Consider the following 20,317-nt stretch of genomic DNA (forward strand, 5'->3'; position numbering starts at 1 on the left):
GAACAGTATGTCTACCTTCGCCTCCGCCCTGTACGCAGTATCCGCACCCGTGCTGGAGATTTCCCTGCTGAACGCCCTGCAACTCGTGCTGGTGATCGTTGCCGTGGGCGCCTTCGCCCTGCTGTTCAAGCCTTTGCTGGTGGGCATTGCCCGCGCCATGGTGCTGGTGGTGCGTCCCAAGCTGAGCCGCGAAGAGCGCCTGGCGCGCCAGCAGATGCGCGAAGCGCAAGCCTTGCAACGTACCTTGGGCAAGATGGATGGCGTGTCGCCAAGCAACGCCGCCGAATTGCGCGCCCTGTCGACGCGCGCCTGAGCGATCAACTGTTGCAAATGATAAGCCGGCCTGCGCTGGCTTTTTTTACGCCCGCCGCCAGCCGCCAGCCGGTTATGCCACGTCGCCCAGCAAATGCGCGCGCAACACCGTGTCGGCCGGATGGGCGCCGATCCAGATTTTCAGCAGCGCATTGTAAAAAGCCAGATCCGGCACCATGTCGCCCACCTGTTTGCCGTTCAGCTTGCACAAGGTCCCCTCTTCCGGCAGCCAGTCCACGGTGAGGATATCGCCCTTTTTCAGCCCGGGCACCGTTTCGAACATGGCGCCGAACTGCATCGTCTGGCTCAGCAGGCGCGTACGGTCGGCCTGGTCGGAACTGCGCTTCAAGCCCTGCATGAACGCTTGTCCCAGCTCGTCGGAAGTGATGTCGCGCAGCATGACGATTTCCAGGCGGCGCGGCCCGGGCAGTGCCAGGATGTCGGTCAGCTGGGTTTTCTTTTCCGGCAGGTACAGCGCAATCGTGTAGACCTTGAAGATGACCTTGTAGCGCACGCCGGCGCCGTTGAGTTTCAACTCGCGGCTGGCCAGCTGCACCGTGTCGTCCAGCCTGACGCCGCCCACTTCGACGGCCAGCGCAGGTTGCGCCAGGGCGGCGCACAGGCAGGCGGCGGCCAGGGAGCGGCCCAAACGGAATGTGCGTATTTGCATCTTCTGCCTCCGTAGAGAAACATGTGCTGTGGATAAGTCCGCACAAGCACACAGTGTAGAACAGTTGGCAGAAGCTGGCGCCACGCAGAAGTGGCGAGGAAGAAATGCTTAGGGTTTGGCGGCAGGCAGTTCCGCCTGCAGGCGTTCGTACTTGGCCATCAATTGCTCCTGGCTTTCGCGCCAGGCGGGATTGAAGGGGATGCAGCTGACTGGGCACACTTGCTGGCATTGCGGCTCGTCAAAGTGCCCCACGCATTCGGTGCACTTGTTGGGATCGATTTCGTAGATTTCCGCGCCCATGTAGATCGCGTCATTCGGGCACTCGGGCTCGCAAATGTCGCAATTGATGCATTCGTCGGTGATCAGTAATGCCATGATTTCACTCTTACTTATTGCGATGAGGCAGCGTTGGCGGCAATCTTGTTTTGCAGCCAGCGGTTCACCGAGGGGAAGACAAACTTGGAGACGTCGCCGCCCAGTGCCGCGATTTCGCGCACGATGGTGCCCGAAATGAACTGGTACTGGTCGGACGGCGTCAGGAACATGGTTTCGACATCGGGCAGCAGGTAGCGGTTCATGCCCGCCATCTGGAATTCGTATTCGAAGTCGGAGACGGCGCGCAAGCCGCGCACGATGACCCGCGCTTCATGCTTGCGCACGAAATCCTTGAGCAGGCCGGAAAAGCTTTCCACTTGCACATTCGGGTAGTGACCGAGCACTTCGTTGGCGATTTCCAGGCGTTCGTCGAGCGAGAAAAACGGTTGCTTGTTCTTGCTGTCGGCCACACCGACGATCAGCTTGTCAAACAGGCCCGATGCGCGGCGCACCAAATCTTCATGACCGCGCGTGAGCGGATCGAATGTTCCTGGATAAACGGCTACAACCATTGCGGCTCCCTGATGATGCACCAATATAGACGCGCATTATGCCTGAAATTGGTGACTACCTTGGTGCTGCGCCTCGGGCCAGGGGGCTTTTTTGCCTCATTTATAGGCAGATTCAGGCAGTTGCCGGCACTTTGTTGTAAGTTAGCAAATGATAATAAACGGTGCCCGCCTTGTCGGCGCGGATGACTTCCCATGGCGCCATCCATTCCGGCTTTTCCAGTGCGCTGGCTTCATCGAAGACCAGCGGCAAGCCCGATTCCGCGTAAATCATGCCGCCTTCCTTGAGCAGGTTGGCGCACAGCGGCAACACTTTCGCCAGGAAATCCTGCTGGTAAGGCGGATCGAGGAAGATCAGGTCGTAACGCTGGCCGCGCGCTGCCAGGCCTTGCGCCGTCAGCAGGGCGTCGCCGCGCAGCAGCTGGACATTGTCGGCGCGCAATTTCGTCTTGTTTTCTTCCAGCTGGCGGATCACGGGCGTATGCGTATCGACCATGGTGACGGACGCCGCACCGCGGCTGGCCGCCTCGAAGCCCAGTGCGCCGCTGCCGGCAAACAGGTCCAGCACCTGGGCGTTGGCCCAGTCGCCGTCGCGCAAGTGGTTGATCCAGTTGAATACGGTTTCGCGCACGCGGTCCGGCGTCGGGCGCAAGCCCAGTGCCTGCAAAACAGGCAGCACGGAGCGCTTCCACTGGCCGCCGATGATGCGCACCTGGTTCGGTGGCGGCGCGTGGTGGACGGGGACTTTGGCGGGTTTTTTAATTTTTTTTTGCATGGGGATTTCTTCAATTCGATGGCGGCCACTATAGCATATGGCCCCATCCCCCCCTGCTGGCGCTGCCTGCCTATTTGGCTTGCGTGGCCAGGGAATTGAAATCGTCGATCCAGCCCTGCATGCGCTTGACGGCATGGGCTTTTTGCGCCGGTGTGGCGATCTTGATCACCGTCAAGATCATCTGCGCCGTGCTGCTTTCGTAGGCGTCAAAAAAGGCCTTGCGCTCCGAGTGTTCCAGGCGCTCGAAACTGTCCTTGATCAGGGTCGTGATCAAGGCTGCGGCCGCTTCCTTGCCGAGTTTTTCTTGGTGGACTTTCTTGACCAGGGTCAACACATTCTGCTGGCGCCGCATGCGTTCGTCGAGCCAGATCTCATTGTTCAGCGGACGCGCGTCGGACGCCTTGCGGATGATGGCTTCCTGCTCGCTGCTGAAGCTGCCGAACCACAGTTCGAATTGCTCCATGGCTTTCTTGTAACGCAGTTTCTGACGCTTCTCCTGGTCGCCGCTCAGGTATTTCTTGCGGTAATCCTCATTGTTCGACTTGAACTTCTTTTCCATCTGCGTGATCTGCTCGGGCTTGAGCGAGCGGGCCAGGTCGGCCAGCTCGGGCGTGGCTTTCAGCAGCAGCGCCTGGGTGCGTTGCTTGATCTCGCTGTAGTCGGCCATCAGGTCTGCCTGCGTGATATTGCCTTGCAGCTGTTTCTGGCCCGTGCGCAGGATTTCCACGTAATCCTTCAATTGCGTCTTGCGGTGCCAGTCGAACAGCTTGTCGATGTCTTCGCGCACCCAGCCCTTCTGGTCGCGGTCCAGGTCGACATACGCGTTCAGCCACCAGTACAGCACGGTATCGCCGTTGTTGTAGGCCAGGCGCAAGCCGCTGCAGCCGGCCATGACGACAAGCATGACGGCCAGCACGGCATAAGTAAACCGCTGGAAGGGCGTGGAAGACGGGGCCTGCGTGTTAAACTTTTTCATATTCTTAACTTATAAAATTACGGTCTATGAACGTTGTCATTCTCGCTGCCGGTATGGGCAAACGCATGCAGTCGGCACTGCCCAAGGTATTGCACCCGTTGGCGGGCAAGCCGCTGTTGTCGCACGTCATCGACACGGCGCGCGTCCTGGCGCCGTCCCGATTATGCGTGATTTACGGTCATGGGGGCGCAGCGGTGCTGAAGTTGCTGGACGGCTACAAGACCAAGCAGGATCTGGCGATCGACGCGGCGGAACAAACGCAGCAGCTGGGCACCGGTCATGCCGTGCAGCAAGCGGTGGCGTTGCTGGATGACAGCGTGCCGACCCTGATCCTGTACGGCGACGTGCCGCTGACCAGCGCCGCTTCCCTGCAGCAACTGGTGCAGGCGGCCGGCAAGGACAAGCTGGCCATCCTGACCGTGGAACAGGACGATCCCTTCGGCCTGGGCCGCATCGTGCGCGAGCACGGCGCCATCGTGCGCATTGTCGAGGAAAAGGATGCCACGCCAGACGAGCGCGCCATCCGCGAGATCAACAGCGGCATCATGGTCGCGCCCACCGTGCAGCTGAAGCAGTGGCTGTCGGCCTTGTCGAATGACAATGCCCAAGGGGAATACTATCTGACCGATATCGTTGCCCAGGCCGTCGCCGACGGCGTGGCAGTCACCTCGGCCCACCCGGCTGCCGTGTGGGAAGTGGCGGGCGTCAACAGCAAGGTGCAGCTGGCCCAGTTGGAACGCATCCACCAGAACAATATCGCGCAAGCCCTGCTCGAGCGCGGCGTGACCCTGCTGGACCCGGCCCGTATCGACGTGCGCGGCGAACTCATTTGCGGCCGCGATGTCACCATCGACGTCGGCTGCGTGTTCGAAGGCCGCGTGGAACTGGGCGACGGCGTGCGCGTGGGCGCCAACAACGTCATCATCAATGCCACCGTGGCCGCCGGCGCGCACATCAAGCCGTTCTGCCATCTCGAGGACGCCGTCGTCGGCGCCGCTTCCATCATCGGCCCTTACGCGCGCCTGCGCCCGGGCACGGTCCTGGCGGAAGACGTGCACGTCGGTAACTTCGTCGAAGTGAAAAACAGCCAGATCGCCGCGCACAGTAAGGCCAACCACCTGGCCTACATCGGCGACGCCACCATCGGCTCGAAGGTCAACATCGGCGCCGGCACGATCACCTGCAACTATGATGGCGTGAACAAGTTCCGCACGGTGATTGAAGACGACGCCTTCATTGGCAGCGACAGCCAGCTGATCGCGCCCGTCACCGTCGGCAAGGGCGCCACCCTGGGCGCCGGCACGACCTTGTCGAAGGATGCGCCGGCCGGCAAGCTGACGGTGTCGCGCGCGCGCCAGGTGACCATCGACGGCTGGACGCGTCCGGTGAAAATCCCCAAGTAAGCGAGTCCGCCCTCACCCGGCATGACGCCGCCAGCCTGTCCGGGCTGGCGGCGTTTTTTTACGCCTGTGGATAATCCTGTGGAAAGCTGGCTGGTAACCCGGGATAAGTTGCAGCTTTATTTGCATCAAGTATTTCTGCTGTATTTTGGTGTGTGGATAAACATGTGAACAAGCAGGCGGACAAGTGATGGATAAGCCCGGTATAAGTTGCGTATAAATGGTGAAAAACCTGTGGGAAAGATGGGATAAGTTATCTGGCGAAGTTTGGTGCCCGAGCAGACGCGCTCGTCTCGCAGACTACGAAAGTAGCCTCAGATTTTTGCCTGCCTGGATTGTGGATAAGCTTGTGCGTAATTGGCGAATAAGTCATGAATAACTTATAAGTCATTGTATTACAAGGGTATTTAAGACAAATTTGTAAAGCCTGGCTGTGGGTAAAGCTGTGCAAAAGCCTGTGATTAAAGCGTGGGCAAGCGTTGGATAAGCCGGGATAAGTTTTGTCCGGGAGCTGATGTCTATTTATTCAGAGGCCTCATGCGCGGCTGGATGGCGGCGGCCGTGGAAATCCACGATTTTCATACTGTGGATAAGCTTGTGCATAAGCGGGCGAAAAGGCTGGGATAAGCGGGGATAACTTCTCTGCCAACCGGATTTATACCGCGATGCGGGTCTCGAACTTGCTGCGAAACGTGGAAAAATAGCTTTTTACGTTGCGCACATTCGCGTGCGCGGCGAACAGGCGGTGCGCCAGCGCGTGGTAGGCGGGCATGTCGGCAACCTGCACCATCAGCACGAAGTCGGGCCCGGGCGAGACGCGGTAGCATTGCAGCACGGCGGGCTCGTCCGCCACGAGTTGCTCGAATTCGGCCATGCGCTCCGCCGCCTGCACGTCGAGCGTGATTTCCACAATGGCCGTCAGGCGCGCGCCCACCAGCTGCGGCGCGACGATGGCCACTTGCCGCTCGATGACGCCGCTTTCCCGTAAATGTTTGACCCGCCGCAAACATGTGGGCGCCGAGACGTGTACCGCTTGCGCCAGCTCGCTGTTGGTTTGCGACGCATCAATTTGCAGGGCATTCAGGATGCGACGATCGATTTCATCGAGGGTAATATTGTGCTCGCTCATGATTTTGATGAATTAGAAAATATATCGAGTATAAATGAAATAATATTTCACCGTGAAATAGTCATGAAATATTCAGTCAAAAATATACGGATTTAGAAAGCATATTTCATGCACTCTGCATTAGCATGCGTGCATTGATTAAATTTTAGACAGAGGTTTCCATGTGCGGCATCGTCGGCGCGGTAGCGCAACGTAATATCACTCCCATTCTGGTCGAAGGCTTGAAGCGCCTGGAATACCGCGGCTACGATTCCTGCGGCATCGCCCTGCATGCGGATGGCCGGCTGCAGCGTTCGCGTTCCACCGCGCGTGTGGCCGAGCTGGAAAAGCAGATCGCCGAAGAAGGCTTGAGCGGTTTTACGGGCATCGCCCACACGCGCTGGGCCACGCATGGCGCCCCGGTCTCGTTCAATGCCCATCCGCACTTTTCCCCGACGGAAGAGAACGCCCGCGTGGCACTGGTGCATAACGGCATCATCGAAAACCATGACGAACTGCGCGCCGAACTGACGGCCCTCGGTTACGTCTTCCAGAGCCAGACGGACACGGAAGTGATCGCCCACCTGGTCGAGCACATGTATAACGGCGACCTGTTCGAGACCGTGCAGCAGGCCGTGAAACGCCTCGACGGCGCGTATGCGATCGCCGTCTTCTGCCGCGACGAGCCGCACCGCGTGGTGGCCGCGCGCCAGGGCTCGCCCCTGATCGTCGGCCTGGGCAATGGTGAAAACTTTGTCGCGTCGGACGCCATGGCGCTGGCCGGTACGACGGACCAGATCATCTACCTGGAAGAAGGCGACGTGGTCGACCTGCAATTGTCGCGCTGCTGGATCGTCGACGTCGACGGCAAGCCCGTCGAGCGCGAAGTGAAAACCGTGCACGCCCACACGGGCGCGGCCGAGCTGGGCCCGTACCGCCACTACATGCAGAAGGAAATCTTCGAGCAGCCGCGCGCCATCGGCGACACGCTCGAAGGCGTGACGGGCATCATGCCGGAACTGTTCGGCGACGACGCGTATAAAATCTTCAAGCAGATCGACCGCGTGCTGATCCTCGCCTGCGGCACCAGCTCGTATGCGGGCATGACGGCCAAGTACTGGATCGAGTCGATCGCCAAGGTGCCCGTCAGCGTGGAAGTGGCCAGCGAATACCGCTACCGCGACAGCGTGCCGCATCCGAACACCCTGGTCGTGACCATTTCGCAAAGCGGCGAAACGGCTGACACCCTGGCCGCCCTGAAACATGCGCGCAGCCTGGGCATGCAGCACACCCTGACCATCTGCAACGTGGCCACCAGCGCCATGGTGCGCGAATGCGCGCTGGCCTACATCACGCGCGCCGGCGTGGAAGTGGGCGTGGCGTCGACCAAGGCGTTTACGACGCAGCTGGCCGGCCTGTTCCTGCTGACCCTGTGCCTGGCGCAAGTCAACGGTCACCTGTCCGAAGAGCAGGAAGCGGCGCACCTGAAAGCCATGCGCCACCTGCCCGTCGCCATCGCGTCCGTGCTGGCGCTGGAACCGCAGATCATCGCCTGGTCCGAAGAATTCGCGCGCAAGGAAAACGCCCTCTTCCTGGGCCGCGGCATGCACTACCCGATCGCCCTGGAAGGCGCGTTGAAACTGAAGGAAATCTCGTACATCCACGCCGAAGCGTATCCGGCCGGTGAACTGAAGCACGGCCCGCTGGCCCTGGTGACGAATGAAATGCCCGTCGTCACCATCGCGCCGAACGACGCCCTGATCGAAAAGCTGAAATCGAACATGCAGGAAGTACGCGCCCGCGGCGGCCAGCTGTACGTCTTCGCCGACGTCGACTCGCGCATCAGCTCCGGCGAAGGCCTGCACGTGATCCGCCTGCCCGAGCACTACGGCGATTTGTCGCCGATCCTGCACGTGGTCGCGCTGCAATTGCTGGCGTACCACACGGCACTGGCGCGCGGCACGGATGTGGACAAGCCAAGGAATCTGGCCAAGTCGGTGACTGTGGAGTAAGCCGGGCGGGGGCCGCCCCGGGCCGCCGGGAATAGAAAGAAAACGCCACCTCCGGGTGGCGTTTTCTTTTAGTCTGGAAAAACCATGCGCGTGACTTTTTTCTGCCGCCGCCGAAGCCATTGTGCGAGAATGCCCGTCCCCCTTCGATGGTGCGCATGATGACCAAACTCGCCGCAATCATGACTGGAATGACACTCGTGCTGGCAGCTTGCAAGCCCGCAGCCACGGCACCTGCGCACGATATTCCTGCGGCCATGCGCCAGACCGCGCCCATCCTGCCGTCGTCGAATCGCACCAGCCGCTGGTCCGCTTTCAGGACGACTTCAGCATCGGCTATTTCTGGAACATCGGCAACAATCGCCAGTTGGGCACGCATTATGTCCACCATGGCGGCGTGCCGCGTGCGCAAAGCTACGCCTACGTCGTTCCCAAGTATCAGCTTGGCGTCTTCATCATCACCAACCAGAGCGGCGACGCTACGGCCGGCGCCATGGAAAGCGCGCTGGCGCATATTTTCGACACCGTGGAAGCCATGGAAGGCGCGCGGTAGCCGGCCCCAGTGAACAGGCGTGCGTGCTTAGCTTCCTTGCGCAACGACAGGCTGGCGCGCCAGTGCGATGAAGGCCCGCACGTAGTCGATGGCCGTGTCCGTCTCGCGTGCGCCCAGGAAGATCTGCTTGGCGATGCCGCGCGCGCCCAGGCGCACGGGCACCACGTCCATCTTGGCCGCGTATTCCTCGACCAGCCAGCGCGGCAGGGCGGCCACGCCGCGGCCGCTGGCCACCATCTGCAGCATGATGTCGGTCGTTTCGATGGCTTTGTGGCGCTTGGGCGTGACACCGGCCGGCAAGAGGAATTGATTGTAAATATCCAGGCGCTCGATGTCGACGGGGTAGCTGATGAGCACTTCCTGCGTCAGTTGCCGGGGCTGCACATACGCCGCCCCAGCTAGCGCATGGCCCTTGGCCACGACGAGCACCTGCTCGTAGTCGAACACGGGTTCGAATGTCAGCCCCGGCTTGTACAGCGGGTCGGGCGTGACCAGCAGGTCGATTTCGTAGCCGAATAGCGCGCCGATGCCGCCGAACTGGAACTTTTGCTTGACGTCCACATCCACGTCGGGCCATGCGGTCAGATACGGCGACACCACTTTGAGCAGCCATTGGTAGCAGGGGTGGCATTCCATGCCGATGCGCAACGCACCGCGCTCGCCCTGCGCGAACTGGCCCAGGCGCTCTTCGGCCAGGTCCAGTTGCGGCAGCACCCGGTTCGCCACCGCCAGCAGATACTGGCCGGCCTGCGTCAGGCGCAAATTTCTCCCTTCGCGCAGCCAGACGTCGGTGCCCAGTTGCTGCTCCAGCTTCTTCATGCTGTGGCTCAGGGCCGACTGGGTCAGGTGCAGCACGCCTGCGGCGGCCGTCAACGACCCCTGTTTTTCGACTTGCTGGACGATGCTGAGGTGGATGCGTTCAAGCATTGGAATGAGCCATATTCATGGATGTATGAAATATGACCATTATACTTCATCGATTCCTCCCGCTATCATCCACTTCCCTGTTGCCGGCATTTACTAGGCCTTCGCGCATCACTCCCTATGAAAGCAACCATGACACGTCCATTGCGTATAGTCGCCGTTTCCGGTGGGCTGCAACGCCCTTCCAAGGCGGCAGCCCTGGCCGAACACCTGATGGACCTGATCGCCGACGAAGTGCTGTGCGAACAACGCCTGGTCGAACTGGGTCAGCTGGCGCCGCAGCTGGCCGGCGCCGTCTGGCGCTCGCAGTTGCCCGAGACGGTGGAGCGGGAACTTGCGGCGGTCGAGCAAGCCGACATCGTGGTGGTGGCAACCCCGGTCTATCGCGGCGCCTACACGGGACTGTTCAAGCACTTCTTCGACTTCATTCATCAGGACGCCTTGGTCGACAAGCCCATCCTGCTGGCGGCCACCGGCGGCAGCGAGCGCCATGCCCTGATGATCGATCACCAGCTGCGGCCCCTGTTCAGCTTTTTCCAGGCACGCACCTTGCCGCTGGGCGTCTATGCGACCGACAAGGATTTCCTCGACTACCGTCTGCAGGACGAGGCGCTGCTCCAGCGGGCCGCACTGGCGGTGCAACGGGCCTTGCCCTTGATCGCATTGACGCGCCATGCGAGCTCGGCCACGGCTGACGAGCTGGCCGTAGCCTGAGACGCTTCACCGCGGGTACCAAGCAAGCAACACATTCATCTTTTCGCAGAATTCAGGACAGCAGAACACCATGAGCAACGATTTTGTATTCAGCATCAAGAGCATTGTTTTCGATGAAAACTATCATCCATCGGACACTACGCGCCTGACGACCAACTTTGCCAATCTGGCCAGGGGAAAGAGCCGCCAGGAGAACTTGCGCAACACCCTGAAAATGATCGACAGCCGCTTCAACAGCCTGGCGCATTGGGACAACCCGAAGGCAGACCGCTACTCGGTCGAGCTCGAAATCATTTCCGTCGAGTTGAATATCGATGTCAAAGGCGGCAATATCCCGCTGATCGAGATATTGAAGCCGAATATCATCGATAAAAAAACCGGCCAACGCATCGAGGGCATTGCGGGGAATAACTTCTCCTCTTACGTGCGCGATTACGACTTCAGCGTGGTGCTGCCAGAGCACAACAACAATCAATCCGCATTCAGTGCACCGGATGATTTCGGCGATTTTCATGGCAAGCTGTTCAAGCACTTTGTCAGATCCGATGCTTATCAAGAGCGTTTCAGCAAGCCGCCGGTCATCTGCCTCAGCGCTTCGAGCAGCAAGACCTATCAGCGCACGGAAAATCAGCACCCCATCCTGGGCGTCGAGTATCAGCAAAACGAGTTCTCCTCGACGGATGCCTATTTCGAGAAAATGGGCATGCAGGTGCGCTATTTCATGCCGCCAAACAGTGCCGCGCCGCTGGCGTTTTATTTTATCGGCGACCTGCTGGCCGACTACAGCAATCTGGAGCTGATCGCCACCATCAGCACGATGGAAACCTTTCAAAAGATTTACCGGCCCGAAATCTACAACGCCAATGCCGCGGCGGGGAAATGCTATCAGCCCAGCCTGAAGAATCAGGATTATTCGTTGACGCAAATTGTCTATGACCGGGAAGAGCGCAGCCAGCTGGCTGTCAAGCAGGGCAAATATACGGAAGAGCACTTCATCAAGCCGTACAAGCATGTTCTTGAACAATGGGCTGCCGCCACGCTCGCTGATTAATCCCAATACACGAAATCGCTGATCATGAAAAAATTATTGCCTACTTCAACCGCCGGCAGCTTGCCCAAACCTTCCTGGCTGGCGCAGCCTGAAAAACTCTGGTCGCCGTGGAAATTACAGGACGAGGAGTTAATCGAGGGCAAACAGGATGCCTTGCGCTTGTCGCTGCAGGAACAGCAGCAGGCAGGCATCGATATCGTCAGCGATGGCGAGCAGACCCGCCAGCATTTTGTCACCACGTTTATCGAGCATCTGAGCGGCGTGGATTTTGACAAACGCGAGACCGTCCGGATTCGTGACCGCTACGATGCGAGCGTGCCGACCGTCGTGGGCGCCGTGAGCCGCACCAAGCCGGTGTTTGTGGACGACGCCAGATTTTTACGTCAGCAGACCACGCAGCCGATCAAATGGGCGCTGCCAGGTCCGATGACGATGATCGATACGCTGTATGACAGCCACTATAAAAGCCGCGAAAAACTGGCCTGGGAATTCGCCATGATCCTCAATCAGGAAGCGCGGGAACTGGAGGCGGCCGGCGTCGACATCATCCAGTTTGACGAACCCGCTTTCAATGTGTTCTTTGATGAAGTGAACGATTGGGGCATCGCCACCCTGGAGCGGGCGATCGAAGGCCTCAAATGCGAAACGGCCGTGCATATTTGCTATGGCTACGGCATCAAGGCCAATACGGACTGGAAAAATACGCTGGGGTCCGAGTGGCGTCAATATGAGGAATCGTTCCCCAAGCTGCAGCAGTCGAATATCGACATCATCTCGCTGGAATGCCACAACTCGCGTGTGCCCATCGACCTGATCGAACTCATACGCGGCAAAAAAGTGATGGTCGGGGCCATCGACGTGGCAAGCAATGCCATTGAAACGCCGGAGGAAGTGGCCAACACCCTGCGCAAGGCGCTGCGCTTTGTCGATGCCGACAAGCTCTACCCTAGCACCAACTGTGGCATGGCGCCCTTGGCGCGTGGCGTGGCAAGAGGGAAATTGCATGCGCTTAGCGCGGGCGCGGACATCATCCGCAGAGAAATCTCCTAGCAGACTGGGAAAATACCGCAAACCCGATTTCGCCTAAGCCAGTCGTACCAGCATCACCCGCAAGCGCTCCGCCATCCGTGCCCGCAAGGCCCCGTTCAGCAGCGGCGCCGCCTGCGCAAAAGCTTCGGCGATGCGCACAAGTAAGGCATCGACATGCTCCTCTGCCTGCAGGCGCGTGGCGAAGCCGAAACGGGTGTGATCGCGCAGCATGGCGTCGCGCGTGATGTCGCGGCGGCCGGCGCTCACTTGCATGACCAGCGTTTGCGGGTCGTCTTCCGTATCCGGCACGACATCGAACGCGGGCGAGAGGCGCCAGCGCTGTTCATCCAGGTCGAACAGCACGGCGTGGTTGCGCGGATGATCGTCGTTGTTGCCGACGACACCGTTGAAGACCATGCGGCCGAACAGCTCGATGCCGTCTTCCGGCGGCGCGCCGATGCGCCGGAGTTCTTCGGCCAGGCGGGGATAGCTGGCGCCATCGCTGTCGGCCGCGTCCACCGGCGGATATTGCACTTGCAGCAGCGAAGCGGCGCTGGCCGTCATGACGCGTTGCGCGCCGCGCCGGTCGTAACGCAGGATGCGCACGACGCTGCGTTCGGCCGTCAATGCATGGTGGCGCGTGTCGGCGAAACGCAGGCCGGCCGCCTTGCCCCATTGCATGGTCGCGTATTCCAGCAGCGCCAGGTCGACCGTATCGGTCATCAGGCCCGGTTTCACCAGCCAATAGTCTTCGCCGTCCCGCACCGTGGCCTTCGGGCGTGCGCCGCCCATGCTCGGGGTGGCGAACAGGCGCTTGCGCAAGGGCGCATTGAGTGGCGGCCGGCTTTCCGCGATGGCCAGCAGTTCCTGCACCAGCGCGTCCAGGCGATGCAGCGTGGGGCTGGCCAGCTGCGCTATGTTTGGTTTGGGCGTGTCGCCCACAGCCAGCGCACCCCAGCGGTCGCCATTGCCCGACAGGCGCAGGAACTCGATGGCCGTGGCTTTTTCGCCCAGCTGGTGTGCGCGGCGTATCAGCATCTGCCCCCAGGAATCCGGACTCGCGTCGCGCAGCACGTCATGCAGGCCGTCATAGCGTCGCGCCAGGTGTTGCACGCCGGGAATAAAAGGCAGATTGACGGGATCGATGCTCCAGGACAAGCCTGCATCGGCATAGCTGGGCGCGTACAGAAAGCTACCGATGCCGGTATGCGCATCGAGCACATAGCGGCCCACCACTACCCACGCGCCGTTGTCGGGCCGCTGCAGATAGACAAACAAGGGACGGCTAGAAGTAGCCATCGTCGCCCTCGTTCAAGGCGGGGCGGCTGCGGATGTTGGCGCTGTCCATCTGCCACAGCACCGCGTCGGGTTCCGGCGCCGTGATGGCGAGGATGCCGAGCACGTGGAAGGCGGCCAGGAACAGGCCCACGTTGACGGACGCTTCCCCCCTTTCCATGCGTTGCAGGGTGGGGTGTGAAATGTCGAGGCGGGCGCACAGGTCGCGTGCCGTGATGTTTTGCTGCACGCGCTGCTTGCGCACGCACTGGCCCCATATCCTGAGCCGCTCGTTGACGAGCGTCGGCATGGCGTCTTCCGGGCGGGCACGTTTTGTCATGATAAGGAAGTAAACATATTTTTTATATTGTAGTCCTTAATTGAAAGAATATGTCCACTGTCCTTCATCTTTAAGTAAACATAGAATTGAATTTAATGATACTAAACTCAATCTTATGTTCATGATTTTCGCCGTTGCCCTATTTTAAAATTCCTCCCACTGCGCCGGTGCGCAGGCGCGTTGCGGCGCGGCTTTCACGCTCACGCGCATTGCCGTGCCGGTCGCTGGCCGCGCGGCAGGCGTTGGCAAGGTTGCCGCCGACGCGCCGGCTTCCAGCTTGAAGGCGCTCACCACCTGCGCCAGAGTAGCCGCCTGCTCCTGCATGGCGGCGGCGGCCGCTGCCGATTCTTCCACCAGGGCCGCGTTTTGCTGGGTGACGTTGTCCATCTCGCTGATGGCCTGGTTGATTTGCTCGATGCCGGCAGTCTGTTCCGCGCTGGCCGAGGTGATCTCTTGCATGATGTCGGTAACGCGGCGCACGCTGTCGACCAGGTCGCGCATGGTGCTGCCAGCCTGGTGCACGAGCTCGCTGCCGGCCGCCACGCTTTGGGTCGAGTCGTCGATCAGGGTCTTGATTTCCTTGGCGGCGGCCGCCGAGCGGTGCGCCAGGCTGCGCACTTCCGTGGCCACCACGGCAAAGCCGCGGCCCTGCTCACCCGCGCGCGCCGCTTCCACGGCCGCGTTCAAGGCCAGAATGTTGGTCTGGAAGGCGATGCCGTCAATGACGCCGATGATGTCGGCAATCTTGTTTGACGAGGCGTCGATTTGTCGCATGGTCGCCACCACTTGCGCGATGACGGCGCCGCCGCGCTGCGCCACGCCCGAGGCCGTGTCAGCCAGCACGTGCGCCTGGCGCGCATTGTCGGCATTCTGCTTGACGGTCGAGGTCAGCTCTTCCATGGATGAGGCTGTCTCTTCCAGCGAACTGGCTTGCTGCTCCGTGCGCGCAGACAGGTCCAGGCTGCCCGCCGCCACTTCGGACGAGGCCGACGCGATCGTTTCCGTGCCGGCGCGCACCGTGCCCACCGTGTGCGCCAGGTTGTCGTTCATGCGCTTGAGCGCTTGCAACAGTTGCCCCATTTCATCGCTCGACTGCACGGTGATACGGCTGCGTAAATCGCCCGCGGCCACCGTGTTGGCCACCTGCAGCGCCGTGGCGACGGGACCGGTGATCGAGCGCGTGATACCGTATGCCAATGCCGCCGCGATGGCCAGCGCCGCCAGCGACATGCCGATCAGCAAGGTGCGTGTATTGGCATAGGTGGTGTTGGCGTTGTCGCCCGCCGTGGTGGCCAGGGTGTTTTGCAAGCTGATTTGTTCGGCAATCAACTGCTTGTAGACAAGCAAGACGGGGCGCAGCTGGCCGTACAGGTAGGCGCTGCTGTCGTCCGGCGTACCGCTTTTGATCAGCGCCAGCAGCACCTCCTGCCCCTGCGCGTAGCGGATGTTGGCGTCGTTCATCTTCGCCAGCAAGGCGCGTTCGCGCTCGGAATCGAGCATGCTGGCGAGCTTGCCGAGATTGCCGGCCGCCGCCTGGCGCGCGGCCAGGATGGCGTCGGTCTGCTTGCGCTGGTCGGCGGGATCGGCGCTGAGCATCATGTTGCGCAGGGCAATGGCGATGTCGTTGATGTTGGCCGACACGCTGTTGGCGAGCGCAATCTTGGGCATGCTGTCATGCACGATGTGGCCGGTGCCCTGGTTGATCTTGCCCAGCATGGCAATGCCCAGGCAAGAGATGATGATCAGCATGGCGCCGATGGCGCCAAAGCCTGTGGCGAGGCGTGTGCCGATGGTCAGGTGGGATAAAAACTTCATGGCTGTCTCAATACGGAGGGAATGGTGAAAAGGTCGGCGGCTGCGGATTGGGGGCCGCGCCGCCAAGCGGACGACGATCCTAGACCTTTTTGAATGATATTTCCATAGGGCAATATGCCTAGTCGCGCCTCGGGGTACACGCCAGTTCCGCCTATCCTGCGGCTTGCGCGCGTTTTCAGCTATATTGGCAGGCACCCGCCGGGCCGCACGCCATGACTGGCGCCGCTGCCAATCCGGCCGTTTTTCTCATTTTCAGCCATAGGTCCGCATGACTTCTTTCCGTCTCCGTTGCTTCCCCTTCCTGCTGGCCTTGCTGCTGGCGTGCTCATTGACCGCGCCGCCCGCCTGGGCGCAACCCGTCGATGACGCCGCCACGGCCGACCAGCGCCTCGATGGCTTGCGCAAGCAGATTACAACCATCCAGAAGGCGCTCGATGGCGAGGCGGAACTCGATGACGCGACTCTGTCGCAGATGCGCGCCGATGCGCTGGCGGCCAGCGCCGAGGCCGACAAGGTGGCCGATGCGCTCGTGCCCACGCTGTCGAGCGTGCAGGCGCGGCTGGCCGAGCTGGGCAAGCCGGCGGCGGGCACGAAAGACGCCCCCGACGTGGCGGCCCAGCGCAGCCAGCTGGACCGCACCAGCAGCGCGCTCGATGCGCAGGTGAAATTGGCGCGCTTGCTGGCCGTGGAAGCGACGCAGGCGTCGGAGCAGGTGTCGACGGTGCGCCGCGCGCAGTTGCAGGCGCGCCTGGGTGAACGCACGGCGTCAATACTGGCCGGTTCGTTCTGGAAGCAACTGCATGCGGAATTGCCGCAGAATCTGCAGCGCCTGCGGGCGCTGGAGGGGGAATTGACGAACGCGGCAAGCGCCACGCCGTGGTCGGCCTGGGGTGGCTTGTTGGCCGGCATCGTGGCCGTGTTCGGCGCCAGCGTCTGGGCTTCGCGCTATCTGCTGGTGATCACGGCCACGCGCGTGCCGCATGGCCGTTTGCGCCGTTCGCTGCATGCGCTGGCCGTGCTGGTGCTGGCGGCGGCCACGCCGGGCCTGGTGGCCGAATTGCTGGCCATGGGGCTGCGCTGGGATGGCGGTCTGTCCGAAAAAACCTCGACTTTCCTCAGCAGCTTGATCGGCATCATCTGTTTTGCCGGCTTTACGGCAGGGCTCGGCCACGCGCTGCTGTCGCCGCGCCGTGTATCGTGGCGCTTGCTGCCCCTGCCCGATGCGCTGGCGCACCGCATGCGCAATTTTCCATCGATGTTTTCCTTCATCGTCGTGCTCGTGTGGGCCACGGAACGGGTCACCATCGTCATCAATGCGGGTCTGTCGACGGCCGTGGCCGTCAACTGCATCGTCGCTCTGGTGATGAGCACGACCATCGCCTACGGCCTGATGCGCGCCGAGCGCTGCTGGCGCCAGTTGCGCGAGGCCGATCCCGCCACCCTGGTCACGCCGCTGTGGCTGCGCTGCGTCACGGTGCTGCTGTGGCTGGCGCTGGCATCGAGCGTCATCAGCTTGCTGGTCGGCTATGTGGCGTTCGGCAGTTTTATTGCCAAGCAAATCGCCTGGGTCATCGTGGTGCTGTGCAGCACCTATCTGCTGACGGTGCTGGTCGACGATATCTGCATGCTGCTGGCCTCGACCCCGCCGCCGCCGGACGCCGCCCATCCTGTGCTGGCCACGCCCAAGGCGCGCGACCAGGCGGCCGTGCTGCTGTCGGGCATCGGCCGCGCCATCGTCGTGCTGCTGGCCCTGATGCTGCTGCTGGCGCCGTTTGGCGAAGGTCCGGGCGAGCTGTTCCAACGCGTGGGCAAGCTGCAGGATGGCCTGGCCATCGGCGAGGTGGCGATCCGCCCGGCCGCCATGATCCAGGCGCTGCTGGTGCTGGTCGTGGGCTTTATCGCGCTGGGCCTGTTCAAGCGCTGGCTGCAAAACAGTTATTTGCCGACCACCAATCTCGATACCGGCATGCAAGTATCGTTCATCACCCTGTTCGGCTACATCGGCGGCGTGCTGGCCGTGGCGCTGGCCCTGTCGGCGGCCGGCATCGGCCTGGAACGCATCGCCTGGGTGGCGTCGGCCTTGTCGGTGGGTATCGGTTTCGGCCTGCAGGCGGTGGTGCAGAACTTCGTTTCCGGCTTGATCCTGCTGGCCGAGCGCCCTGTGAAAGTGGGCGACTGGGTCTCGCTCGGCGGCGTGGAGGGCGATATCCGCCGCATCAATGTGCGCGCCACGGAAATTCAGCTGAGCGACCGTTCGACAGTGATCGTGCCGAATTCGGAATTCATTACCAAGACGGTGCGCAATGTCACGCTGGCCAATCCGCTGGGTCTGGTGCAAGTCAAGCTGCCGCTGCCGCTGGGCACGGATGCGCAGGAGGCGCGCGCGCTGATCCTGTCCGTCTTTGTCGACAATCCCGACGTGCTCGATACGCCGGCGCCCAGCGTACAGCTCGATGGCATCGACAATGGCCTGTTGTTGTTCAACGCCACCGGCTTTGCCTCGTCGCCGCGCCTGACATCGGGCATCCGCAGCGCGCTGCTGTTCGAACTGCTCAAGCGCCTGGACGATGCGCACATCGCGATCGCCAAGCCCAGCACGATGGTGCTGAGCACCTTGCCGGCGCAGCCCGAGGCGCCGGCCATGTCAGCGGTGGCCGCCGCACCGGCACCGGCGCCCGTGCCGCCGCTGACGAGCTAGCCGGACAAGTCAGCGCACGGTCGACCACAGCAGGGCCGCCAGGTACAGGCCGATGCCGAACGCCGTGTGGGCCATCAGGCTGCGCAGTCGGGCGGCCGCCGGATGCGGCGTCTTGCTGGCGGCCAGGCCGGCACCCATGCCCGGCTGCAAGATGCAAAACGGCGCGGCCACGCTCACCAGGCCCGCCAGCAAGGCCGGCGCGAACGTCGGCCTTTGCACCCACTCCTGTCCCACCAGCGCCAGCAGCACGGCCGCAAACAGCACGCCGATCACGTAATGGGCCGTCCAGCCCAGGATGGCTTCATCGCGCACGGGCGCCGCCTGGGCGATGTTGACGTGGGTGAAGGTACCGCGCGGAAGATGGCCGAGCCAGCGTCCCACCATCGCCAAGTTCAGCGAGGGTATGCACCAGAAGCGCTTTAATGCCACCGCCCACACATCCATCACTGCCGTCGCGCCCACGCCGATCGCCAGGGCATCGAGCCAGAGTATTTGCATCGTGTCTCCCTTATAACATTCAATTGATTGCTTGAATGTTATAAGGGTGCTAGCATCGTGTCAATGAAAAATGCCGATATCGAATTGCTTGCCGGTTCCGCCGGATTTGCCCATATTTTAGGCAGCGCGCCGCGCTTGCGCCTGCTCGAGCAGATCGCGCACGGCGAGTATGCGGTGGAGCAGCTGGTGGAGTTGACGGGCTTGTCCGTCGCGAATACCTCGCAGCATTTGCAACAGTTGCGGCGCGCCGGTTTCGTGCAGGCGCGACGCGACGGCAAGCGCGTGTTGTACCGGCTCGGTAACGGTCCTGTCATGCAGTTGCTCGCTGCGCTGGACGTGTATGCGCAGCACCAGCGCAGCGAGCTGCAGGCGCTGGGCCGAGGCGACCATGTGGAAGCGATCACGGGCGACGAACTGCGGGAACGCATGCAGGAAGCCAGCATCACTGTGCTCGACGTGCGGCCCGCGCAGGAATTTGCCGCCGGCCACTTGCCCGGCGCGATCAATATTCCGTTTGACGACTTGCAGCGGCGCCTGGGCGAATTGCCCGCGAACGCGGAGATCGCCGCCTACTGCCGCGGCCCGTACTGCGTGCTGTCCGTGCAAGCCGTGGCGGCCCTGCGCCAGCACGGCTTGCAGGCGCGCCGTTTGGGCAGCGGCTACGACGACTGGCAGGCGGCCGGCTTGCCTGTTGTGAAGGCGGCATAATGGCGATTCCGAACAGCAAGCAGGAACTGGTCGACGCCATCAACAGCACGTACGCCAAGCTGATGCAGGAGCTGGCACGCGTGCCGCCGGCCTTGGCGCGCGATCCCGTGCTGGAGGGGCAAGTGAAAGGCACGCGCATGAGCGTGTGTGATCTGCTTGCCTATCTGGTGGGCTGGAACGAGCTGGTCTTGCACTGGCACGCCCAGCTGCGCGACGGCAAACGCATCGAGGATATCGCCTTTCCCGCCGAAGGTTTCACGTGGAACGCTCTGGGAAAACTGGCGCAGCGCTTTTATGCCGACTATGCTGAACTGGGCATGGATGCCTTGCTGCAGCGCCTGGAACAGGCGAAAGACCAGCTGCTGGCGCTGATCGATGCGCATGACGATGCGCAATTGTATGGCCAGCCCTGGTACACGCATTACACGATGGGGCGCATGATCCAGTTCAATACGGCGTCGCCGTATGCGAATGCGCGCACGCGCTTGCGGGCCTGGCTGAAGACTTTGTAGGGACTGGATCGGCAGGCTTGCACGATTGCATCAGTACGCTCAGAAAACTTTTCAGGCAGGATAGTG

General features: G+C 61.7%; 21 protein-coding genes. 10 read left to right on the top strand and 11 right to left on the bottom strand.

Annotation, left to right across the window (positions count from 1 at the left end; genetic code table 11):
* Window positions 1-7: 7 nt before the first annotated feature.
* The gene (locus CSQ95_RS01450; RefSeq protein WP_070218913.1) at window positions 8-313 is read left to right on the top strand and encodes a hypothetical protein; all 306 of its coding nucleotides are present in this window, start codon (window positions 8-10) and stop codon (window positions 311-313) included.
* Window positions 314-385: 72 nt separating this feature from the next.
* On the opposite strand, the gene CSQ95_RS01455 is transcribed toward CSQ95_RS01450, so the two are convergent.
* The 5 genes from CSQ95_RS01455 to CSQ95_RS01475 all read right to left on the bottom strand — a co-directional run bounded on the left by CSQ95_RS01455 (window position 386) and on the right by CSQ95_RS01475 (window position 3,617).
* Window positions 386-982 (bottom strand): chalcone isomerase family protein, encoded by a 597-nt coding sequence (locus tag CSQ95_RS01455; protein WP_099408175.1) that lies wholly within the window; start codon window positions 980-982, stop codon window positions 386-388.
* A gap of 108 nt (window positions 983-1,090) precedes the next feature.
* The gene (locus CSQ95_RS01460) at window positions 1,091-1,357 is read right to left on the bottom strand and encodes a YfhL family 4Fe-4S dicluster ferredoxin (RefSeq protein ID WP_099408176.1); all 267 of its coding nucleotides are present in this window, start codon (window positions 1,355-1,357) and stop codon (window positions 1,091-1,093) included.
* Window positions 1,358-1,371: 14 nt separating this feature from the next.
* Window positions 1,372-1,869, bottom strand: coding sequence for a pantetheine-phosphate adenylyltransferase (gene coaD, locus CSQ95_RS01465; protein ID WP_034752633.1), 498 nt, complete (start codon window positions 1,867-1,869; stop codon window positions 1,372-1,374).
* 112 nt (window positions 1,870-1,981) lie between these two features.
* Window positions 1,982-2,641, bottom strand: coding sequence for a 16S rRNA (guanine(966)-N(2))-methyltransferase RsmD (gene rsmD / locus CSQ95_RS01470; RefSeq protein ID WP_099408177.1), 660 nt, complete (start codon window positions 2,639-2,641; stop codon window positions 1,982-1,984).
* A gap of 70 nt (window positions 2,642-2,711) precedes the next feature.
* A complete protein-coding gene (locus CSQ95_RS01475; protein WP_180278922.1) occupies window positions 2,712-3,617 on the bottom strand; it encodes a DUF6279 family lipoprotein in 906 nt (301 codons plus the stop codon).
* Between the two features lie 26 nt (window positions 3,618-3,643).
* On the opposite strand from CSQ95_RS01475, the gene glmU reads away from it, so the two are divergent.
* Window positions 3,644-5,020 carry a bifunctional UDP-N-acetylglucosamine diphosphorylase/glucosamine-1-phosphate N-acetyltransferase GlmU gene (gene glmU, locus CSQ95_RS01480; RefSeq protein ID WP_099408178.1) on the top strand — a complete coding sequence of 459 codons (1,377 nt, stop codon included), beginning with the start codon at window positions 3,644-3,646 and terminating at the stop codon, window positions 5,018-5,020.
* A 652-nt stretch (window positions 5,021-5,672) separates the two neighbouring features.
* Here glmU and CSQ95_RS01485 read toward each other — a convergent pair.
* Complete coding sequence (locus CSQ95_RS01485; RefSeq protein ID WP_070217697.1) at window positions 5,673-6,146, bottom strand: Lrp/AsnC family transcriptional regulator; 474 nt, start codon at window positions 6,144-6,146, stop codon at window positions 5,673-5,675.
* Between the two features lie 161 nt (window positions 6,147-6,307).
* On the opposite strand from CSQ95_RS01485, the gene glmS reads away from it, so the two are divergent.
* Window positions 6,308-8,137, top strand: a complete 1,830-nt coding sequence (gene glmS, locus CSQ95_RS01490; RefSeq protein WP_070288915.1) for a glutamine--fructose-6-phosphate transaminase (isomerizing) — start codon at window positions 6,308-6,310, stop codon at window positions 8,135-8,137.
* Between the two features lie 208 nt (window positions 8,138-8,345).
* The gene (locus tag CSQ95_RS01495) at window positions 8,346-8,687 is read left to right on the top strand and encodes a hypothetical protein (protein ID WP_218963562.1); all 342 of its coding nucleotides are present in this window, start codon (window positions 8,346-8,348) and stop codon (window positions 8,685-8,687) included.
* Window positions 8,688-8,714: 27 nt separating this feature from the next.
* Here the strand turns inward: CSQ95_RS01495 and CSQ95_RS01500 are convergent, their stop codons facing one another.
* Window positions 8,715-9,614 (bottom strand): LysR family transcriptional regulator, encoded by a 900-nt coding sequence (locus CSQ95_RS01500; protein WP_099408179.1) that lies wholly within the window; start codon window positions 9,612-9,614, stop codon window positions 8,715-8,717.
* Between the two features lie 129 nt (window positions 9,615-9,743).
* Here CSQ95_RS01500 and msuE point away from each other — a divergent pair, with 129 nt between their 5' ends.
* The 3 genes from msuE (at window position 9,744) to CSQ95_RS01515 (ending at window position 12,426) form a co-directional block, all read left to right on the top strand.
* Window positions 9,744-10,325, top strand: coding sequence for an FMN reductase (msuE, locus tag CSQ95_RS01505; protein WP_099408180.1), 582 nt, complete (start codon window positions 9,744-9,746; stop codon window positions 10,323-10,325).
* Between the two features lie 70 nt (window positions 10,326-10,395).
* Complete coding sequence (locus tag CSQ95_RS01510) at window positions 10,396-11,376, top strand: DUF1852 domain-containing protein (protein WP_099408181.1); 981 nt, start codon at window positions 10,396-10,398, stop codon at window positions 11,374-11,376.
* A 24-nt stretch (window positions 11,377-11,400) separates the two neighbouring features.
* Entirely contained in the window at window positions 11,401-12,426 is a 1,026-nt protein-coding gene (locus CSQ95_RS01515; protein WP_099408182.1) for a methionine synthase, read from the top strand.
* 33 nt (window positions 12,427-12,459) lie between these two features.
* Here the strand turns inward: CSQ95_RS01515 and CSQ95_RS01520 are convergent, their stop codons facing one another.
* The 3 genes from CSQ95_RS01520 to CSQ95_RS01530 form a co-directional block, all read right to left on the bottom strand.
* Window positions 12,460-13,704, bottom strand: coding sequence for a type II toxin-antitoxin system HipA family toxin (locus CSQ95_RS01520; RefSeq protein WP_099408183.1), 1,245 nt, complete (start codon window positions 13,702-13,704; stop codon window positions 12,460-12,462).
* Window positions 13,691-14,020, bottom strand: a complete 330-nt coding sequence (locus CSQ95_RS01525; protein WP_099408184.1) for a helix-turn-helix transcriptional regulator — start codon at window positions 14,018-14,020, stop codon at window positions 13,691-13,693. Before CSQ95_RS01525 ends, CSQ95_RS01520 begins: the two co-directional genes overlap by 14 nt.
* 144 nt (window positions 14,021-14,164) lie before the next feature.
* The gene (locus CSQ95_RS01530) at window positions 14,165-15,835 is read right to left on the bottom strand and encodes a methyl-accepting chemotaxis protein (RefSeq protein ID WP_099408185.1); all 1,671 of its coding nucleotides are present in this window, start codon (window positions 15,833-15,835) and stop codon (window positions 14,165-14,167) included.
* 268 nt (window positions 15,836-16,103) lie between these two features.
* Between CSQ95_RS01530 and CSQ95_RS01535 the strand changes: the two genes are divergently transcribed.
* Window positions 16,104-18,533 (top strand): DUF3772 domain-containing protein, encoded by a 2,430-nt coding sequence (locus tag CSQ95_RS01535; protein ID WP_099408186.1) that lies wholly within the window; start codon window positions 16,104-16,106, stop codon window positions 18,531-18,533.
* 9 nt (window positions 18,534-18,542) lie between these two features.
* Here the strand turns inward: CSQ95_RS01535 and CSQ95_RS01540 are convergent, their stop codons facing one another.
* Window positions 18,543-19,031, bottom strand: a complete 489-nt coding sequence (locus CSQ95_RS01540; RefSeq protein ID WP_099408187.1) for a DUF2938 domain-containing protein — start codon at window positions 19,029-19,031, stop codon at window positions 18,543-18,545.
* 63 nt (window positions 19,032-19,094) lie between these two features.
* Between CSQ95_RS01540 and CSQ95_RS01545 the strand changes: the two genes are divergently transcribed.
* Complete coding sequence (locus tag CSQ95_RS01545; protein ID WP_099408188.1) at window positions 19,095-19,739, top strand: metalloregulator ArsR/SmtB family transcription factor; 645 nt, start codon at window positions 19,095-19,097, stop codon at window positions 19,737-19,739.
* On the top strand, window positions 19,739-20,251 hold the full coding sequence (locus CSQ95_RS01550) for a ClbS/DfsB family four-helix bundle protein (RefSeq protein ID WP_099408189.1): 513 nt from the start codon (window positions 19,739-19,741) through the stop codon (window positions 20,249-20,251). The genes CSQ95_RS01545 and CSQ95_RS01550 overlap by 1 nt, the downstream gene beginning before the upstream one ends.
* Window positions 20,252-20,317 lie beyond the last annotated feature (66 nt).

Source organism: Janthinobacterium sp. BJB304 (assembly GCF_002735765.1).
Lineage (GTDB): Bacteria > Pseudomonadota > Gammaproteobacteria > Burkholderiales > Burkholderiaceae_D > Janthinobacterium.

Bases quoted from the DNA above. Each gene is read 5' to 3' on its own strand.
- CSQ95_RS01450 (WP_070218913.1), top strand. From the start codon at position 8: ATGTCTACCTTCGCCTCCGCCCTGTACGCAGTATCCGCACCCGTGCTG.
- CSQ95_RS01455 (WP_099408175.1), bottom strand. From the start codon at position 982: ATGCAAATACGCACATTCCGTTTGGGCCGCTCCCTGGCCGCCGCCTGC.
- CSQ95_RS01460 (WP_099408176.1), bottom strand. From the start codon at position 1,357: ATGGCATTACTGATCACCGACGAATGCATCAATTGCGACATTTGCGAG.
- coaD (WP_034752633.1), bottom strand. From the start codon at position 1,869: ATGGTTGTAGCCGTTTATCCAGGAACATTCGATCCGCTCACGCGCGGT.
- rsmD (WP_099408177.1), bottom strand. From the start codon at position 2,641: ATGCAAAAAAAAATTAAAAAACCCGCCAAAGTCCCCGTCCACCACGCG.
- CSQ95_RS01475 (WP_180278922.1), bottom strand. From the start codon at position 3,617: ATGAAAAAGTTTAACACGCAGGCCCCGTCTTCCACGCCCTTCCAGCGG.
- glmU (WP_099408178.1), top strand. From the start codon at position 3,644: ATGAACGTTGTCATTCTCGCTGCCGGTATGGGCAAACGCATGCAGTCG.
- CSQ95_RS01485 (WP_070217697.1), bottom strand. From the start codon at position 6,146: ATGAGCGAGCACAATATTACCCTCGATGAAATCGATCGTCGCATCCTG.
- glmS (WP_070288915.1), top strand. From the start codon at position 6,308: ATGTGCGGCATCGTCGGCGCGGTAGCGCAACGTAATATCACTCCCATT.
- CSQ95_RS01500 (WP_099408179.1), bottom strand. From the start codon at position 9,614: ATGCTTGAACGCATCCACCTCAGCATCGTCCAGCAAGTCGAAAAACAG.
- msuE (WP_099408180.1), top strand. From the start codon at position 9,744: ATGACACGTCCATTGCGTATAGTCGCCGTTTCCGGTGGGCTGCAACGC.
- CSQ95_RS01510 (WP_099408181.1), top strand. From the start codon at position 10,396: ATGAGCAACGATTTTGTATTCAGCATCAAGAGCATTGTTTTCGATGAA.
- CSQ95_RS01515 (WP_099408182.1), top strand. From the start codon at position 11,401: ATGAAAAAATTATTGCCTACTTCAACCGCCGGCAGCTTGCCCAAACCT.
- CSQ95_RS01520 (WP_099408183.1), bottom strand. From the start codon at position 13,704: ATGGCTACTTCTAGCCGTCCCTTGTTTGTCTATCTGCAGCGGCCCGAC.
- CSQ95_RS01525 (WP_099408184.1), bottom strand. From the start codon at position 14,020: ATGACAAAACGTGCCCGCCCGGAAGACGCCATGCCGACGCTCGTCAAC.
- CSQ95_RS01530 (WP_099408185.1), bottom strand. From the start codon at position 15,835: ATGAAGTTTTTATCCCACCTGACCATCGGCACACGCCTCGCCACAGGC.
- CSQ95_RS01535 (WP_099408186.1), top strand. From the start codon at position 16,104: ATGACTTCTTTCCGTCTCCGTTGCTTCCCCTTCCTGCTGGCCTTGCTG.
- CSQ95_RS01540 (WP_099408187.1), bottom strand. From the start codon at position 19,031: ATGCAAATACTCTGGCTCGATGCCCTGGCGATCGGCGTGGGCGCGACG.
- CSQ95_RS01545 (WP_099408188.1), top strand. From the start codon at position 19,095: ATGAAAAATGCCGATATCGAATTGCTTGCCGGTTCCGCCGGATTTGCC.
- CSQ95_RS01550 (WP_099408189.1), top strand. From the start codon at position 19,739: ATGGCGATTCCGAACAGCAAGCAGGAACTGGTCGACGCCATCAACAGC.